Source organism: Streptomyces sp. NPDC087422 (assembly GCF_044744145.1).
GTDB lineage: Bacteria > Actinomycetota > Actinomycetes > Streptomycetales > Streptomycetaceae > Actinacidiphila.
On the sequence record NZ_JBIUXT010000008.1, the window covers coordinates 231,766 to 249,213 of the forward strand.

The window sequence follows — 17,448 nt, forward strand, 5'->3', positions numbered from 1 at the left end:
CGCGACCTCCGGAGTGACCGGAGAAGGAGAAGGACCATGAAGTATCTGCTGCTCATCTGCGACGACGGATCGCTGGCCGACGCGCCCGAGGAGGAGATGGACGCGATGCCGTGGGTCGCCGAGACGACCCGCAACGGCACCCGGCTGCTGGGCAGCCGCATCCGTCCGGCGCAGGACGCGACCACCGTACGGTTCAAGGACGGCGCGCCGCTGATCACGGACGGGCCCTTCGCCGAGACGAAGGAGCAGATCTGCGGCTTCGACATCATCGACTGCGCCGATCTGGACGAGGCGATCGCGATCGCCGCGAAGCATCCGGTGGCGCGGTACGGGATGGTCGAGGTGCGGCCGTTCTGGACGGAGTGACGCGAACCGCGGGCTGACGAGGTGGCGGGGCGGAGTGAGGCGATGACGGGTCGGGACGCGGAGTCCTGGGCGGTGACCGGGGCGCACGGGGACTCCGGGCGCGGACAGGCGCGTCCCCCGTCGGGGCCGCGCCGCCCCGACCCCGTCAAGGACGCCGTCGCCGCGGCCTGGTCAGAGGAGTGGGGCCGGGTCGTGGCCGCGGTGATCGGCATGACCGGCGACTGGGACCTCGCGGAGGAGTGCGCGCAGGACGCCTTCGCGCGGGCGCTGGAGCGCTGGCCGGTCGACGGTGTGCCGCGCAGACCCGGCGCCTGGCTGACCACCACCGCCCGCAACCGCGCCCTGGACCGGCTGCGCAGGGCGGCGAACGAGAAACGCAAGCTGCGGGAGGCGGCCGTGCTGACCCCGGTGGACGACGCCCTCCCGCCGCCCGGGAACGACGACGATCCCGTACCGGACGACCGGCTGCGGCTGATCTTCACCTGCTGCCACCCCGCGCTGCCGCTGCCGTCCCGCGTCGCGCTGACCCTGCGCACCCTGACCGGGCTGAGCACGGCGGAGATCGCGCGGGCCTTCCTGGTGCCCGAGGGCACGATGGGACAGCGGCTCACCCGCGCCAAGAGCAAGATCCGGCACGCGGGCATCCCCTTCCGCGTGCCGCCGCGCGACCTGCTCCCGGAGCGGACCTCCGCCGTACTCGCCGTGCTGTACCTGCTGTTCAACGCCGGTTACGCGCCCAGGGCCGACACGGCGGACAGCGCCGACCAGCGGCGCGTCACGGCCGAGGCGATCCGGCTGGCCCGGCTGCTGGCCGCGCTGCTGCCGTACGAGCCGGAGGCGCGCGGACTGCTCGCGCTGATGCTGCTGCACGACGCGCGCGCCGCCGCCCGTACCGACGCGGCCGGTGACCTGGTGCCGCTCGACGAGCAGGACCGTACGGCCTGGGACCGGGACGAGATCGCCGAGGGGCTCGCCGTCGTGGAGGACGCCCTGCTCGCCCGCCGCCCGGGGCCGTACCAGGTCCAGGCGGCCATCGCCGCGTGTCACGCGAGCGCCGCCGAGGCCGCCGCCACCGACTGGCCGCAGATCGCGCTCCTCTACGGCGAACTGGCGCGCATGACGCCGGGCCCCGTGGTCGAGCTCAACCGCGCGGTCGCCGTCGCCATGGCCCGCGGGCCCGCCGCGGGCCTCGCCCTGGTCGACGCCCTCACCGCGAGCGGCCGACTCGACGGCTACCACCTGCTCCCCGCCACCCGCGCCGACCTGCTGCGCCGTCTCGGCCGCTCCGACGCCGCCGCCGACGCCTACCGCGAGGCCATCGCCCTCTCCCCCACCCCGCCGGAACGCCGTTTCCTCCTCCGCCGCCTGGCCGAGGTCGAATCCGGCACCGGAACGTCCGGCTCGACGCCTCCCACCGCCCCGGACCCGGCCGACGGCTGACGGCCGCTCCGACGCCTTCCCCTGGTAAGGGCCTTGCCGGGCGTGTCACACCCATCGCGGGGGTTTCTCCACGTCACATGAGACAACTGGCGCCTCAGGGGGAAGGGGATGAGTGCATACGTTCCGTTTCCGTGTGATCGAAAAGGTGTGAGGTCTTCCCGTGCGTCTGCCGACTGCTCCTGGTGCCGCCAGCCGAACGTCCCGCTCGCGACGGCGTGGGGTGGGGCTCGCGGTGGGGCTGATGGTCACTGTCGCGGCCTGTTCCAACGGGGGCGGGAGCGGTGACACGTCGGCCACGTCCGTGGCGCCCGGTACGACGTCGGCGTCGCCCAGCGCGGCGCCGACGACCACGGCCACGTCGGCCCGTCCGTCGGCGTCACCGTCGCCCAGCACGACGCACGCCACTCCCGTACCGCCGCCCGCGGCGAGCACGACCAAGGCGCAGGCGAGCTGCGTGGACCGGACGGCGGGCGCGATGTCGACCGCCCAGCGCGTCGGGCAGCTCTTCATGTCGGCCGTGACGTCCACCGGGATGACCGGCTCCGAGGCGTCGGCGATCACGCAGGGCAAGGTGGGCGCGGTCATCCTGATGGGCCACACCTCGGCGGGCACGCAGGCGGTCAAGGGGGTCACCGACCGGGTGCGGACGCTCGCCACCTCCGTCAAGGGCTCGAATCTGCGGCTGCTGGTCTCCACCGACCAGGAGGGCGGCGAGGTCCAGGTGCTCAACGGCCCCGGCTTCTCCAGCATGCCGAACGCGGTCACGCAGGGTCAGTGGTCCGCGTCGCGGCTCCGGCAGGAGGCGGCGACGTGGGCGGGCCAGCTCAAGGCGGCCGGGGTGAACATGAACCTGGCACCGGTCGCGGACACGGTCCCGGCGGACCTGGTTGGTGTCAACGCGCCGATCGGCGAGCTGCACCGGGAGTACGGAAACGATCCCGCGACCGTCGCCACGCACAGCGACGCGTTTCTGCTCGGCATGCGGCAGTCCGGGGTCGTTCCCACGGCCAAGCACTTTCCCGGCCTCGGCCGGGTCCGCGGCAACACCGACCTGACGGCGGGCGTCACGGACACGGTGACCACCCGTAACGACTCCTACCTCCAGCCGTTCCGCAGCGCCATCCAGGCGGGCACGCCGTTCATCATGGTCTCGTCGGCGACCTATACGAAGATCGACCCCGACAACCAGGCGGTCTTCTCGCGCATCGTCCTGCACGACCTGCTGCGCACCCAGCTCGGCTTCAAGGGCGCGGTCATCTCCGACGACATCGGCGCGGCCGTCGCCGTCAGCGACCGTACCCCCGCGCAGCGCGCGCTGGACTTCTTCGCCGCGGGCGGCAACATGCTGCTGACGGTCCGGCCGAGCGACATCGCCCCGATGACCGCAGCCGTCATCGACCGGCTCCCGAAGGACGCGACGCTGCGCGCCGCGGTCGACGACAGCCTGCACCGCATCCTGACCGCCAAGGTCAACGCGGGCCTGCTGAGCTGCTAAGGCGCTACGGCGCAACGTGTGACGGTGCTGCTGACGGGTGACGGTGCTCCGGGCGCGACAAGGCACTTCACCGGCCGAAAGCCCCGGTAAGGGTGCCCTTATGTGACTCAAGGGTGAACTGCCGGGGAATTGTGGATTCCTGACCTTGGCGCAGGTGGGTGCGCGGTCGTGAGGTGCTTAGCATGAACGGCGCCCCGTTCCACTGCACCGACATCTGGAGGTCCGGTGTGTCCGCCGAACCAGACGGCATAGCTCCGCCGCCACCGAACCGACTCCGCCGCGTGCCGATGTGGCAGGTGGCCGCGGCCGGGCTCGCCGTCGCGGGAGCGGTCACCGCGGCGGTGCTCACCGTCGGCGGCGGTGGCGGTCACACCGACAAGCACGCCGCTCCCGCCACCGCGTCGGACGGTCTGCGGCACACGGCGGTGGACGCGTCCACGGGCGGCTGCGGCCGGGGCTGGATCACGCCGAAGCCGGGCACGCAGGTCTTCGACCTGCGCAACACCGGCGCGAGCGCCACCGAGGTCTATCTGACCGACCCGCGCAGCGGGAAGGTCTACGGCGAGGTGGAGGGCCTGGCGCCGGGCATCACCCGGCCGATGGCGGTGGACCTGGGCAGCGGCTCGTACGCGTTCAAGTGCCTCCAGGAGGACACCGACGCGGTCACCGGGCCGACCGTCGTCGTGCCGGGCAAGGCTCCCCGGGGCCCGGCCGCGGTGCCGGTCACCCAGCACGATCTGATCCCGCCGACGCTGGCGTACCAGCGGTGGGTCGGCGCCCGGATCGACGACCTCGCCCGCGGCGTCGGCGCCCTCAGGTCGGACATCGACGGCGGCGATCTGACCGCGGCCCGGCGCGACTGGCTGAGCGCGCACCTGGTCTACGAGCGGATGGGCGCCGCGTACGGCACCTTCGGCGACGCGGACGGCGCGATCAACGGCACGGCCTCGCTCACGCCAGGCTCGGTCGCCTCCGCGGACTTCACCGGCTTCCACCGGATCGAGTACGGGCTGTGGCACGGCGCCTCCGCCGACTCGCTGCGCGGCCCGGCCGCCGCGCTGGTCAAGGACGTGGCGACGCTGCGCGACGGCTGGTCGCAGGAGCGGATGGACCCGGCCGACCTGGGACTGCGCGCGCACGAGATCGTGGAGAACGCCGAGCAGTTCGAGCTGACCGGCCGTACGGACTACGGCAGCGGTACGAATCTGGCCACGGCCCGCGCGAATCTCGACGGTACGAAGGAACTGCTCGGCCGGCTGCACGCCCTGCTCGCCCCGCGCGACCCGCGGACCGCCGAGCTCGACGCGTCGCTCAAGCGCGCGGAGCGCGACCTGGACGCCGCGCACCACGGTGGGACGTGGACGCCGCTCGACAAGCTGACACACGATCAGCGCCAGCGGATCAACGCCGACTTCGGCGATCTGCTCGAACAACTCGCCCCGGTGGCGACGATCTTCGATGTACGGAGGACGGCATGACGGACACGCACGGGCCCGTGGCGGGCGCGGGCGACCTGCGGCGGCGCGGCTTTCTGCGCGGCGCGGCGCTCGGTGTGGGCGCCGTCGGCGCCGTGGCCGGTGGCGCCGCCGCGCTGACGGGCGCGACCGCTTCCGCCGCCGGCCCGGCCCCGGCCCCGGCGGCACGCGCGAACGCCGACTTCCACGGCCCGCACCAGGCGGGCGTCACGCGGCCGGTGCAGCAGTCCTCGCTCTTCCTGTCCTTCGACATCACCGCCGCCGACCGGCGTGAACTGACCGAGCTGCTGCACACCGTCACCGACCGCGCGAGGTTCCTGACCGGCGGCGGCACACCCGCGGCGCTCGGCATCACGGACTCGCCGTCGGACAGCGGCACGCTGGGCCCGAAGGTGCCGGGCGACGGTCTGACCGCCACCGTCGGGGTGGGCGCGTCGCTCTTCGACGAGCGGTTCGGGCTCAAGGACCGCAAGCCGCTGCGGCTGAGCACGATGCCCGCGTTCGAGGACGACGACCTCCAACCCGGCTGGTGCCACGGGGACCTGAGCCTCCAGCTCTCCGCGCCGCACCCGGACACGGCGCTGCACGCGCTGCGCGACATCGCCCGGCACACCCGCGGCGGGATGCAGGTGCGCTGGCGGCTGGACGGTTTCACCAGCCCGCCGCGGCCCAGCGGCACACCGCGCAACCACATGGGTTTCAAGGACGGCACCTCCAATCCGGACATCAGCGATCCGGCCACCGCGAACGAGCTGCTCTGGGTGCGGGGCGCCGGGGGCGGCGGCGAGCCCGCCTGGACGACCGGAGGCACGTACCAGGTGGTGCGGACGATCCGGATGCTGGTGGAGTTCTGGGACCGGGTCTCGATCACCGAACAGGAGCGGATGTTCGGCCGCAGCCGGGACACCGGCGCGCCGCTGGACGGGACCAGGGAATTCGACACACCGCGATTCGCGCAGGATCCGACCGGCGATGTGATCCCGTTGGACAGCCATATCCGGGTCGCCAATCCGCGCACCGCGCGCACCGACAACTCCCGTATTCTGCGCCGTGGTTACAACTACGACCGCGGTATGGACAGCAATGGCAACCTCGACATGGGGCTGATCTTCGTCTGTTATCAGCAGGACATCGAGCGGCAGTTCGCGACGGTGCAAAAGCGCCTCGCGGGTGAGCCGCTGGTGGACTACATCACCCCGTTCGGCGGCGGCTATTTCTTCGTCCTGCCGGGAGTGCGCGACCGGTCCGACTGGCTCGGCAGCGGGCTGCTCGCCTGAAACCGCAGCTCAGAGTGTAAAAGCGGGGTCAAGGCTTCCTAAGATTTTACTGACCCGCTGTTCACCCCGCCTCCACCGCTGTGCCTTTGTCATGTCGCGGACCGCCATGACGATCGCGTTCGACACCGTGCACGAATGACAGCGGCACGCGCGACGCGGCACTTAGCGGAGGCTGAGAAAGTATGAGCACCACAAGCGGTTCTGGCAGGAGCAGAGGGGCGGGCCCGCGCGTACGGGCCGCCCGGTGGGGGGCGTTCGCCGGAGCTGCGGCGCTCGTGCTGATGGGCGGGACGGCGGCGCCGGCCCTGGCCGACTCCCCGTCGCACAACGGCGGTGGCGGCACCGAGACGCCGATCAAGCACCTGGTGGTGATCTTCCAGGAGAACGTCTCCTTCGACCACTACTTCGGCAGCTACCCGGCCGCGGCGAACACCGACGGCACGAAGTTCACGGCGGCCGGGAACACGCCGAAGAACATCGACACCCTCGCGCACGCCGGTCTGCTCAAGACCAACCCGAACCAGTACGCGCCCAAGCGGCTCTCCCCCGACCAGGCCGTGACCTGCGACCAGAACCACAACTACGGCCCCGAGCAGTACGCGGCCAACGGCGGCAAGGCCGACGCGTACGTCCAGAACACCGAGACCAGCAAGTGTTCTGGCGGCCTGTTCGGCGAGCCCGGTCTGGTGATGGACTACTACGACGGCAACACCGTCACGGGCCTGTGGAACTACGCGCAGCACTACTCGCTGGGCGACAACTCGTACAGCTCCACGTACGGTCCGTCCACGCCGGGCGCGCTCAATCTGATCTCCGGTCAGACGCACGGTGTCATCTCGGTCGACCCGGCCTCGGGCACCGAGCACCCGAAGCAGACGGCGACGCCGGACGCGTACACGGTGGTCTCCCCCGACGCCAAGGGCGTCGGCACGGTCATCAACGACCCCGACCCGGCGTTCGACGACTGCTCGGACAACAGCCACACCGGCACCAACGCGCTGGCGGTCATGCGCGGCAAGAACGTCGGTGACCTGCTGAACTCCAAGAAGGTCACCTGGGGCTGGTTCCAGGGCGGCTTCCGTCCCTCCACCGCGTGGGACGGCAAGAGCGGCGACTACGCGAGCTGCGCCAACTCCACGCACGCCAACATCGCCGGCGCGTCCTCCGTCGACTACAGCCCGCACCACTCGCCGTTCCAGTACTACGCGTCGACGTCGAACCCGCACCACCTCGCGCCGAAGAACACCGCCGAGATCGGGCACAACGGCCAGGCGAACCACAACTACGACTTGACCGACTTCGACTCCGCGCTCAAGGCCGGCAGCCTGCCCGCCGTCAGCTTCCTCAAGGCCGCCGAGTACCAGGACGGCCACGCCGCCTACTCCGACCCGACCGACGAGCAGAACTTCCTCGTCAAGGAGATCAACGCGGTCCAGGCGTCGTCCTCCTGGAAGGACACCGCGGTCGTCGTCGCGTACGACGACTCCGACGGCTGGTACGACCACGCGTACGCCAAGCCGCAGAACGGCTCGAAGGACAGCACGGTCGGCTCCAACGGCAAGGCCGTCGACAGCCCGGCGTGCCAGGCGGGTCCCGCGTCGGCCGGTGGCTACGCGGACCGCTGCGGCCCCGGCACCCGGCAGCCGCTGCTGGTCATCTCCCCGTACAGCAAGGTGAATTCGGTCGACCACACCCGCACCGAGCAGGCGTCGATCACCAAGTTCATCGAGGACAACTGGAAGACCGGCCGGGTCGGTGACGCGTCCTTCGACAGCCGCGCCAACTCGCTGACCGGCGCGTTCGACTTCAAGCACCCGAACAACAAGCAGGTGCTGCTGAACGCCGACGGCTCCGTGAAGTCGGTCAAGGACATCGACACCCACGGCGGGGGCGGCCACGGCACCTCCGGCGGCTCCTCCTCGGGCGGCGCGAACTCGGGCGGCGCGAACTCCGGCGGGGCGAACTCCGGCGGCTCCAACGGCGGTTCGCACTCGGGCGGCTCGTCCGGCGGTCACAACGACGCCTCCACGCAGACCCTCGCGGAGACCGGCGGCACCTCCCCGGTCCTGCCGCTGGGCATCACCGCGGGCGTACTGCTCGTCGGCGGCGGGGCGCTCTACTACGCCCGCCGCGGCCGTCGCCGGTCGACCACCGCGGTCTGATCCGACGCTCTGCCCCAGGGCCGTTCCCGGTGCGCCTCGCGCGCGCCGGGAACGGCCCTTTTCGCCATCCGCCGCACATACCACCGCAGTCCACTGCGGCTTCATGCTCTGAAGGTATACGGAAGCGTTTCCGGGTCGGACCGGGGTGCGGGCGAGGTGCGACGGCGCGTCAAGCGGCCTGCCGCGCGGAGACGTCCTGACATACCCGCTGGTCACCGCAGTGCGTTCAACTTGTGTCACCAGCTACGACGGCTTTGCCCGGATTTCTGGAGCTTCCCCATTCGGGAGGACGCACTCTGTGCACAACTCTTGACATGGATGAAACACAGGGAGAACCATCGCGGTGTGCACCCGGGAGAGCGCTCTCACCTCAACAGGTGGGCGCCCGCCCGGACTTCACCGTTTCAGCAGCATCCTGTCGTCCGGCCACCGCAGTTCGGCCGGACGATCACCGACCCCTGCCCCCCCACGTGTGGAACCAGGAGAGTTGCTCATGCTCGCTCCCCCCTCCGGCTCGACGGCGCTGAGACCATCAGCACCGGCGAATCGGCGTAACACCGCCGCGGCGATCATCACGGCCCTGATCGCCTCGTTGCTCCTCTTCGTACCCTCGCACTCCGCCCGCGCGGCGGACACACTGCTCTCCCAGGGCAAAACCGCGACGGCGTCGTCGACCGAGAACGCGGGCACGCCCGCCTCGGCCGCGGTCGACGGCAACACCGGCACCCGCTGGTCCAGCGCCGCCTCCGACCCGCAGTGGCTCCAGGTCGACCTCGGCGCCACGGCGACCATCAGCTCCGTCACCCTCAACTGGGAGGCGGCGTACGCCAAGGCGTTCAAGATCCAGACCTCGGCCGACGGCACGAACTGGACCGACGCCTACTCCACCACCACCGCGACCGGTGGTGTCCAGACAGTCGCCGTAAACGCTTCCGGGCGTTATGTCCGTATGTACGGTACGGCGCGCGCGACCGGTTACGGTTACTCGCTCTGGGAGTTCCAGGTCTACGGCAGCACGGGCGGCGGGGGCAACCCGCCGGCCACCGGGACGCTGCTCTCGCAGGGCAAGACCGCCACCGCGTCCTCGACCGAGAACGCGGGCACGCCCGCCTCGGCCGCGGTCGACGGCAACACCGGCACCCGCTGGTCCAGCGCGGCCAGCGACCCGCAGTGGCTCCAGGTCGACCTGGGCGCGTCCGCGACCATCAGCTCGGTCGCGCTCAACTGGGAGGCGGCGTACGCCAAGTCCTTCAAGATCCAGACCTCGGCCGACGGCACGAACTGGACCGACATCTACTCCACCACCACCGGCACGGGCGGCAACCAGACGCTCACCGTGACCGGCACCGGGCGCTACGTCCGGGTGTACGGCACGGTCCGCGCCACCGGATACGGCTACTCCCTGTGGGAGTTCCAGGTGTTCGGCACCGCGGGCAGCGGCGGTGGCGGCACCGGCCCGATCCAGGGCGGCGGCGACCTCGGCCCCAACGTCAAGGTCTTCGACCCGTCCACGCCCAACCTCCAGGGCCAGCTCGACCAGATCTTCGCCCAGCAGGAGTCCAACCAGTTCGGTGACGCCCGCTACCAGGTCTTCTTCAAGCCGGGTACGTACAACGGCATCAACGACCAGGTCGGCTTCTACACCTCGGTCTCCGGCCTGGGCAAGAACCCGGACGACGTCCAGATCAACGGTGACATCACCGTCGACGCGGGCTGGTTCAACGGCAACGCGACCCAGAACTTCTGGCGCTCGGTGGAGAACCTGGCCATCAAGCCGGTCAGCGGCGACGACCGCTGGGCCGTCGCGCAGGCCGCGCCGTTCCGCCGGATCCACGTCCAGGGCGGTCTGAACCTGGCACCGGCCGGTTACGGCTGGGCGAGTGGCGGCTACATCGCCGACAGCAAGATCGACGGCACCGTGGGCCCGTACTCGCAGCAGCAGTGGTACACCCGCGACAGCTCCATCGGCGGCTGGACCAACGGCGTGTGGAACATGGTGTTCTCGGGTGTGAAGGGCGCTCCGGCGCAGGGCTTCCCGAACCCGGTCTACACGACGCTGGCCACGACGCCGGAGTCGCGTGAGAAGCCGTACATGTACCTGGACGGCAACAACTACTCGGTGTTCGTGCCGAGCCTGCGGCAGAACGCGAGCGGCACCTCCTGGCCCAACACGCCGGGTACGTCGATCCCGCTGACGCAGTTCTACGTGGCGCACCCCGGCGACTCCGCGGCGACCATCAACGCGGCGCTCGCGCAGGGGCTGAACCTGCTGCTCACTCCGGGCATCTACCACGTGGACCAGCCGATCAACGTCACGCGCGCCAACACCGTCGTCCTCGGCCTCGGCTACGCCACGGTCGTCCCGGACAACGGCGTGGACGCGGTGAAGGTCGCCGACGTGGACGGCGTCCGGCTGGCGAGCTTCCTGATCGACGCCGGTGCGGGCAACTCGCCGCAGCTCCTCCAGGTCGGCGCGCCCGGTTCGTCCGCGAACCACTCGGCCAACCCGACCACGGTCCAGGACGTGTTCGCCCGGGTCGGCGGCGCGCGCGCCGCTCAGGCCCAGACCGCGTTCGAGATCAACAGCAATGACGTCATCATCGACCACACCTGGATCTGGCGTGCCGACCACGGCAGCGCGCCGACCGGCTGGAACGTCAACCCGGCCGACATCGGTCTGAAGGTCAACGGCAACAACGTGCTGGCGACCGGCCTGTTCGTGGAGCACTTCAAGAAGTACGACGTGGAGTGGTCCGGTCAGAACGGCAGGACGATCTTCTTCCAGAACGAGAAGGCCTACGACGCCCCGAACCAGGCGGCGGTCCAGAACGGCAGTATCCGCGGGTTCGCGGCCTACAAGGTGGACGACAACGTCACCACCCACGAGGGCTGGGGTCTCGGCAGCTACTGCAACTACACGGCCGATCCGTCGATCATCCAGGACCACGGCTTCGAGGCACCGACCACGGCGGGCGTGAAGTTCCACGACCTGTTGGTCGTCTCGCTCGGCGGCATGGGCCAATACGCCCACGTCATCAACAACACCGGGCCGGGCACGTCGGGCACCTCGACCGTACCGTCCACGGTGACGTCGTACCCGTAACCCCATGACGAAGGCCGTCATGGCGCCTGAGACCCCGTAGGCGCGTCGCCCCACAGGCGCGCCTACGGGCACCACCGAGTGCGAGGGGCCGCCGCCCTGTTCAGGGCGGCGGCCCTTCCGCATGTCCGGGAGCGGGCCGTACGGGTCCGGGCCGCTCGGCGCGTGCGGGCTCGGGCCGCTCGGCGCGTGCCGTCTCGGGCCGCTCGCGCGTGCCGTCTCGGGCCGCTCGCGCGCGCCGTCTCGGGCCGACTCCGGGTGTTCGGGATCGCACCTAATCAGGGCAGTCGCGGACGCAACAGGCGGTCGTAGCGGCCGACTTCACGCAATATGGCGGCGTCGAATCTGCAATAACCCTTGACCTGTGCGCAAGTTGAGCACAATCCTCGGTGAGCACTCTTGGGCTCCATCCCCCCTGGCACGGGCGGCACCCCACACCGCCCGCCGAACCCGAACGGAGTGGCGATGAGACGACGCCCCCTGCTCTCCAGCGTGCTCGCCATCGCGGTCGCCGCGCTGGCCGCGCTGACCGCCGGACCCCTGCCCGCGCAGTCCGCTTCGGCGGCCGACGCCCGGCCGTGGATGAGCGCGGCCGACACCCCCGCGCAGCGCGCCGACGCTCTGCTGGCGCAGATGACCAACGCCGAGAAGATCACGATGATGCACGGCGGCGCGCAGTGCTCATGGGGCGCCTGCGTGGACGCCAACACCCGTCTCGGCATACCCCAGTTACGCCTCCAGGACGGCCCGGCGGGCGTCGCGGACGGCGCGGGCGGCGTCACACAGCTCCCGGCCCCGGTGGCCGCCGCGGCCTCCTGGGACCGCGACCTGGCCAAGAGCTACGGCCAGGTGATCGGCAACGAGGAGTGGGGCAAGGGCGCCAATGTGGTGCTCGGCCCGACGATCAACATCGTGCGCGACCCGCGCTGGGGCCGCGCCTTCGAGTCACTGGGCGAAGACCCGTATCTGACAGGCCAGTTGGGCGCGGCCGACATCCAGGGCATCCAGAGCCAGGGCCCGATGGCCCAGGTCAAGCACTACGCGGACTACAACCAGGAGACCAACCGCAACAACGCCTCGGACAACGTCATCATGTCCGACCGTACCCAGCGGGAGATCTACCTGCCCGCCTTCGAAGCCGCCGTCAAGCAGGGCCAGGCGTACTCGGTGATGTGTTCCTACGCCTCGGTCGCGGGCACCTTCGCCTGCGAGAACGCCCAGTTGATCCAGCAGGTGCTGGAGGGCGACCTCGGCTTCACCGGCTTCGTCACCTCCGACTGGGGCGGTACCCACTCCACGGTCGCCTCGGCCAACAACGGCCTGGACATGGAGATGAACGGCAGCGACTTCTACGGCACGGCGCTCACCAACGCGGTGGCCTCCGGCCAGGTCTCGCAGGCCACGCTCGACGGGCACGTCCGCCGCATCCTCACCGCGATGTTCGCCTCCGGGCTCTTCGACACCACGCAGACCGGCACCATCACCACGCCGGTCAGCACGGACGCGCACCGGACCACGGCCCGGCAGGTCGCCGAGGAGGGCAGCGTCCTGCTGAAGAACGCCTCCGCCGCGCTGCCGCTGGGCTCCGCGAACAAGAAGATCGCCGTGATCGGCGACGACGCGGGTCCCAACGCCATGACGGCGGGCGGCGGCAGCACGCACGTCGGCTCGTCCTCGGTCGTGACCCCGTACTCGGCGCTGGTCACCCGCGCGGGCAGCGGCGCGAGCGTCAACTACGCCCAGGGATACGCCTCCCCGAGCGGCGAGATCGTCGACAGCCCGTATCTGACGCCCTCTTCGGGCAGCGGCCACGGCCTGTACGGGCAGTTCTACAACGGGACGTCGATGGGCGGCACTCCGGTCCTCTCGCGGGTCGACCCGACGCTGAACTTCCTGTGGGGCGGCGCCTCTCCGGCGTCCGGTGTCCCGGCGACAGGCTGGTCGGCGAAGTGGACCGGCACGCTGACCCCGCCGACCACCGGCACGTACACCTTCGCCCTGACCAGTGACGACGGCAGCAGGCTGTTCGTCAACGGCCAGCAGATCATCAACAACTGGGCGAACCAGCCGACCACCACGAAGACGGGCACGGTGACGCTCACCGCGGGCCAGCCGGTCAGCGTCGAGATCGACTACTTCCAGGACGGCGGCGGCAGCGAGCTGGAACTGGGCTGGCAGATCCCCAACCAGGACCTGCACGGCGAGGCCGTCACGGCGGCGCGGAACGCGGACACCGCGATCGTCTTCGTGAACAAGGGTGAGGGCGAAGGCGCCGACATCAACGACATCTCGCTGTCCGGCGACCAGAACCAGCTCGTCACCGATGTGGCGGCGGCCAACCCCAACACCATCGTGGTCGTCAACAGCGGCTCGGCGATCGCCATGCCGTGGGCCAACTCCGTCCGGGGCATCATCGAGAACTGGTATCCGGGCCAGGAGGACGGCAACGCCATCGCCCGGCTGCTGTACGGCGACGTCAACTTCTCCGGCAAGCTGCCGGTGACCTTCCCCGCCTCCCTCGCGGACGTCCCCGCCCACACCCCGGCCCAATGGCCCGGCCAGAACAACACCGTGCAGTACAGCGAGGGCATCAACGTCGGCTACCGCTGGTACGACTCGCAGAACAAGACCCCGGCCTACCCGTTCGGCTTCGGCCTGTCCTACACGACCTTCGGCTACTCGGGCCTGACGGTCGGCGCGCCCGACGCGAACGGCAACGTGGCCGTCGGCTTCGACGTCACCAACACCGGTACACGAGCGGGCGCCGAGGTCGCCCAGGTCTACGTCGGACAGCCCGCCACGACGGGTGAACCGCCCAAGAACCTGCGCGGCTTCCAGCGGGTCAGCCTCAACCCCGGCCAGAGCCAGCACGTCACGGTCACCCTGGACGCCCGCAGCTTCCAGTACTGGACCACCACCTGGACCAACGCGGCCGGCACCAACGCCGTCTACGTCGGCTCCTCCTCCCGCGACATCCGCCTCACCGGCCAGACCACCATCCCCGCGGGCAACGGCGGCGGGACGGGGAATCCGGGCCAGAGCACCACGATCAGCCTCAAGGCGCACGCCAACAGCCAGTACGTGACGGCGGAGAACGCGGGCGCGGCGGCGCTCATCGCCAACCGTACGGCGATCGGCCCCTGGGAGACCTTCGACGCGATCGACCTCGGTTCAGGGACGGTCGCGCTGCGGGCGCACGCCAACAACAAGTACGTGACCACCCCCAACTCCGGGGCCGGTGCGCTGATCGCGAGCAGCAGTACCATCGGCGCCGCCGAGACCTTCGACCTGATCCACGACCCGGACGGCGCGGTGACGCTGCGCGCCCACTCCAACCATCAGTACGTGACGGCGGAGAACGCGGGCGCCGCCGCCCTGATCGCCAACCGTGCGGCGATCGGCCCCTGGGAGGAGTTCGACCTGGTCAACGACTGACCTCGGCCGCCGGTCTCGGACACACGTGACGGCACCGGCCCCGGTGACCGGTCTCCGTGACCGGCCCCGGTGACCGCTTCGCGTGACCTTCCGGGTGACGGCTCGTCAGGAACCGTCACCCGGAAGCGCGTACAGGCTCGGGAGGTTCACCACGATCGCCTCCTGGGTGCTGCGGGCGATGACGACCACGGCCTCCTCGGAGTCGTCCGGGTTCTCCTCGCGGTGCGGCACGAAGGGGGGTACGAAGATGTAGTCGCCGGGCGCGGCGCGCAGCCGTACCTCCTCCGGCTCGCCGCCGGAGTCGTCCACGAAGACGAACTCCGGGCGTCCGCTGACGACATAGATCGCGGTCTCCGACTCGCCGTGGTGGTGGTCGGAGGAGGCGGTGGCGGGGGCGACATGGGTCTGGCCCATCCACAGCCGCTCGGACCCGACGGTCCCGCCGCTGATCGCCGCGAACCGCCGCATGCCGCCGGTCTGCGCGGTGTCGCCGTCGAGGCCGTCGGCCTTGATGTGGTGCAGTCGGCTGCGCAGCGAGCCGTGCGAAGGGTCGGAACCGGCCGGGAGATGCGGATGGAATCCCTCACCGGCGATGGTCGGCTGATCGCTCATGGCAGACGACGCTAGAGGGCGCCCGGAAAAGATGTCAAGAGGTGTCCATTACGGCTCACCTGCACAGACGCACCCTTCCGTGGCCGGTGGAGCCGCCCGCGGTGCCGACTTCCGCCGTCCGGCGCGCCATACTGGAGCCATGCATATCTCCGCGAAGGCGGACTACGCCGCGCGGGCCCTCATGGAGCTGGCCTGCGACATCGACCGCCCGCTGACCTGCGAGGCCATCGCCTCCTCGCAGGAGATTCCGTTCCGATTCCTGAAGTCCGTGGTCGGCGAGCTGCGGCGGGCGGGGCTGGTGCGCAGCCAGCGCGGCTGCGAGGGCGGCTACTGGCTGACCAGACCCGCCGCCGAGATCACGCTGCTCGACGTGGTGCGCGCCGTGGACGGCGAGGTGATCACGCTGCGCGGCGAGCCGTTGGCCGAGCTTGCCTATCCGACGCCCGCCACGGGCCTGCCGAGTGTGTGGCGCACGATCGAGGAGGGCGCCGCCGCCGTGCTGGCCGGGGTGACGATCGCGGCGCTGCTGCCGTCCGGGTCGGCCGCGGCCGGTGGCGCACAGGCCGCCGGGCCGGACGCCGCTTCGATCGCCGCTCCGGCCGCCCCTTCGGCGGGCGAGGACCGCCTGGCGGGCGTGGCATGACCGGTCCCCCGCCGCCCGGTGGCACCGACCGCCTCCAGGTCACCGAGTACACCGATCCGCTCTGTCCGTGGGCGTGGGGCTCCGAGCCCGTCTTCCGCGCGCTGCGGGCCGCGCTCGGCGAACAGGCGTCGTGGCGGCGGGTGTTCGGCATCCTCTTCGACACCGACGACGACCCGGCGCCCGATCCGGCGGCCGAGACCCGGTGGTACGAGGGCTTCGTCCGGGAGATCAGCGGGCACACAGGGGCTCCGCACGCGGTGCGGCTGAGCCGGGTGGCGGCGACGAGCTGGCCCGCCTCGCTGGTCGCCAAGGCGGCCGAGGCGCAGGGCGGGCAGGTGGCCGACCGGGTGCTGCGGCGGCTGCGCGAGACGATGTTCGTGACCGGCGAGCCCGCCGACACACTGGACCTGGCGCTGGCCGCCGCCGACGGCGTGCCCGGTCTCGACCCCGTACGCCTGGCCGCCGACGCCGCGTCCCCCCGGGTGCTCGCCGCGGTGACGGCCGACCACCGCGAGACGCGCGCCCCGCTGGCCGATGTGCTGACCGTCACAGCGGCGGGGCCGCATCCGGGCACCGCCAAGGAAACCCCGTCGGGAGAGCTGCGGTACGCGCTGCCCACCGTCGTGCTGACCGGGCCGCTCGGGCGTCGCGTGGTGCCCGGCAGGCGTGCGGCGGCGAGCTATCTGGAGGCGGCGCTCGCGGTCGCCCCCGGGGTGTCCGTGTCGGCCGAACAGCCGTCCGCCGAGGCCCTGTTGGCGTACCACCGCAGCCTGACCGGGCCGGAGTGGGAGCTGCTGGCGCCGGGGGTCGCGCCGCCCGCCTCTGCCGTCCCGGTGGCCACCGGGAACGGCCCGCTGTGGCTCCACCCGGCCGAGGCCGCGGCATACCCGGCCCCCGTATCCGTACCCCCGCTGCCGCGTTGACCAGCGGGTCTTCCGCACGCGGTCACCGTTCCACCGAATGAGACACCTTTTGGTGTCCATTGACATCGGCTCACCCCGGCAGTCAGGATGGGCACATGCTTACGACGCACCCCGGTGTGGTGTGCCGCTACGTGGACTTCCTGCGTACCAGCAGCGCTCTCTGTCGCTGACCGTACGCCCGTGGCCCTCGCGCGGCGCCTGACCGCCCCGCAGACCCCAGGCCCCAGGCCCCCGATCGGCCGGCCTGTGTCCAGGCCCGTGCGCCCCGCCCACGCGTCCTCCCGCTCGTCTTTCCGTGGCCCCGTCGTCCCGTGACGTCCACGCCATGACCCCCGCCGTAACCGCCTGAGGCACCCGCCCCCGGCGCGGCACTCCCCCGTCACGCCCACCGCCCAGTGCCGCCGCCATGGCGCCGCACCGCGATCCGTGCCGCCTCCGTCCTCGGCGCGCCGGTCTCCTGGCCGTCGCCGAGCGGAACGGCACGCTGTACGCCGCCCCCGTCGCGCCGCCCTCACCGTCG

11 protein-coding genes are annotated in these 17,448 nt (G+C 71.2%); 10 read left to right on the top strand and 1 reads right to left on the bottom strand.

Features of this window, described 5'->3' with window-relative positions:
- Nucleotides 1-36 precede the first annotated feature (36 nt).
- The 8 genes from ACIO6U_RS25625 to ACIO6U_RS25660 all read left to right on the top strand — a co-directional run bounded on the left by ACIO6U_RS25625 (nucleotide 37) and on the right by ACIO6U_RS25660 (nucleotide 14,750).
- On the top strand, nucleotides 37-366 hold the full coding sequence (locus ACIO6U_RS25625) for a YciI family protein (protein WP_391117591.1): 330 nt from the start codon (nucleotides 37-39) through the stop codon (nucleotides 364-366).
- Nucleotides 367-408: 42 nt separating this feature from the next.
- Nucleotides 409-1,806, top strand: coding sequence for an RNA polymerase sigma factor (locus tag ACIO6U_RS25630; RefSeq protein ID WP_401722587.1), 1,398 nt, complete (start codon nucleotides 409-411; stop codon nucleotides 1,804-1,806).
- 241 nt (nucleotides 1,807-2,047) lie between these two features.
- Nucleotides 2,048-3,301 carry a glycoside hydrolase family 3 N-terminal domain-containing protein gene (locus ACIO6U_RS25635; RefSeq protein WP_355345853.1) on the top strand — a complete coding sequence of 418 codons (1,254 nt, stop codon included), beginning with the start codon at nucleotides 2,048-2,050 and terminating at the stop codon, nucleotides 3,299-3,301.
- A 287-nt stretch (nucleotides 3,302-3,588) separates the two neighbouring features.
- The gene (locus tag ACIO6U_RS25640) at nucleotides 3,589-4,779 is read left to right on the top strand and encodes an imelysin family protein (protein WP_391162234.1); all 1,191 of its coding nucleotides are present in this window, start codon (nucleotides 3,589-3,591) and stop codon (nucleotides 4,777-4,779) included.
- Nucleotides 4,776-6,053: an iron uptake transporter deferrochelatase/peroxidase subunit gene (efeB, locus tag ACIO6U_RS25645; protein ID WP_401722591.1), complete on the top strand. Its 1,278-nt coding sequence runs from the start codon at nucleotides 4,776-4,778 to the stop codon at nucleotides 6,051-6,053. Before ACIO6U_RS25640 ends, efeB begins: the two co-directional genes overlap by 4 nt.
- A gap of 182 nt (nucleotides 6,054-6,235) precedes the next feature.
- Nucleotides 6,236-8,215 carry an alkaline phosphatase family protein gene (locus tag ACIO6U_RS25650; protein ID WP_401722595.1) on the top strand — a complete coding sequence of 660 codons (1,980 nt, stop codon included), beginning with the start codon at nucleotides 6,236-6,238 and terminating at the stop codon, nucleotides 8,213-8,215.
- Nucleotides 8,216-8,708: 493 nt separating this feature from the next.
- Nucleotides 8,709-11,318: a discoidin domain-containing protein gene (locus ACIO6U_RS25655; protein ID WP_391162181.1), complete on the top strand. Its 2,610-nt coding sequence runs from the start codon at nucleotides 8,709-8,711 to the stop codon at nucleotides 11,316-11,318.
- A gap of 462 nt (nucleotides 11,319-11,780) precedes the next feature.
- Nucleotides 11,781-14,750: a glycoside hydrolase family 3 C-terminal domain-containing protein gene (locus ACIO6U_RS25660; RefSeq protein ID WP_401722598.1), complete on the top strand. Its 2,970-nt coding sequence runs from the start codon at nucleotides 11,781-11,783 to the stop codon at nucleotides 14,748-14,750.
- 105 nt (nucleotides 14,751-14,855) lie between these two features.
- Here the strand turns inward: ACIO6U_RS25660 and ACIO6U_RS25665 are convergent, their stop codons facing one another.
- Nucleotides 14,856-15,362 carry a cupin domain-containing protein gene (locus tag ACIO6U_RS25665; protein WP_355345836.1) on the bottom strand — a complete coding sequence of 169 codons (507 nt, stop codon included), beginning with the start codon at nucleotides 15,360-15,362 and terminating at the stop codon, nucleotides 14,856-14,858.
- Between the two features lie 139 nt (nucleotides 15,363-15,501).
- Here ACIO6U_RS25665 and ACIO6U_RS25670 point away from each other — a divergent pair, with 139 nt between their 5' ends.
- Together ACIO6U_RS25670 and ACIO6U_RS25675 are read left to right on the top strand one after the other, a co-directional pair.
- Nucleotides 15,502-16,005: an RrF2 family transcriptional regulator gene (locus ACIO6U_RS25670; protein WP_401722602.1), complete on the top strand. Its 504-nt coding sequence runs from the start codon at nucleotides 15,502-15,504 to the stop codon at nucleotides 16,003-16,005.
- Nucleotides 16,002-16,928 (top strand): DsbA family protein, encoded by a 927-nt coding sequence (locus tag ACIO6U_RS25675; RefSeq protein ID WP_401722605.1) that lies wholly within the window; start codon nucleotides 16,002-16,004, stop codon nucleotides 16,926-16,928. The genes ACIO6U_RS25670 and ACIO6U_RS25675 overlap by 4 nt, the downstream gene beginning before the upstream one ends.
- Nucleotides 16,929-17,448 lie beyond the last annotated feature (520 nt).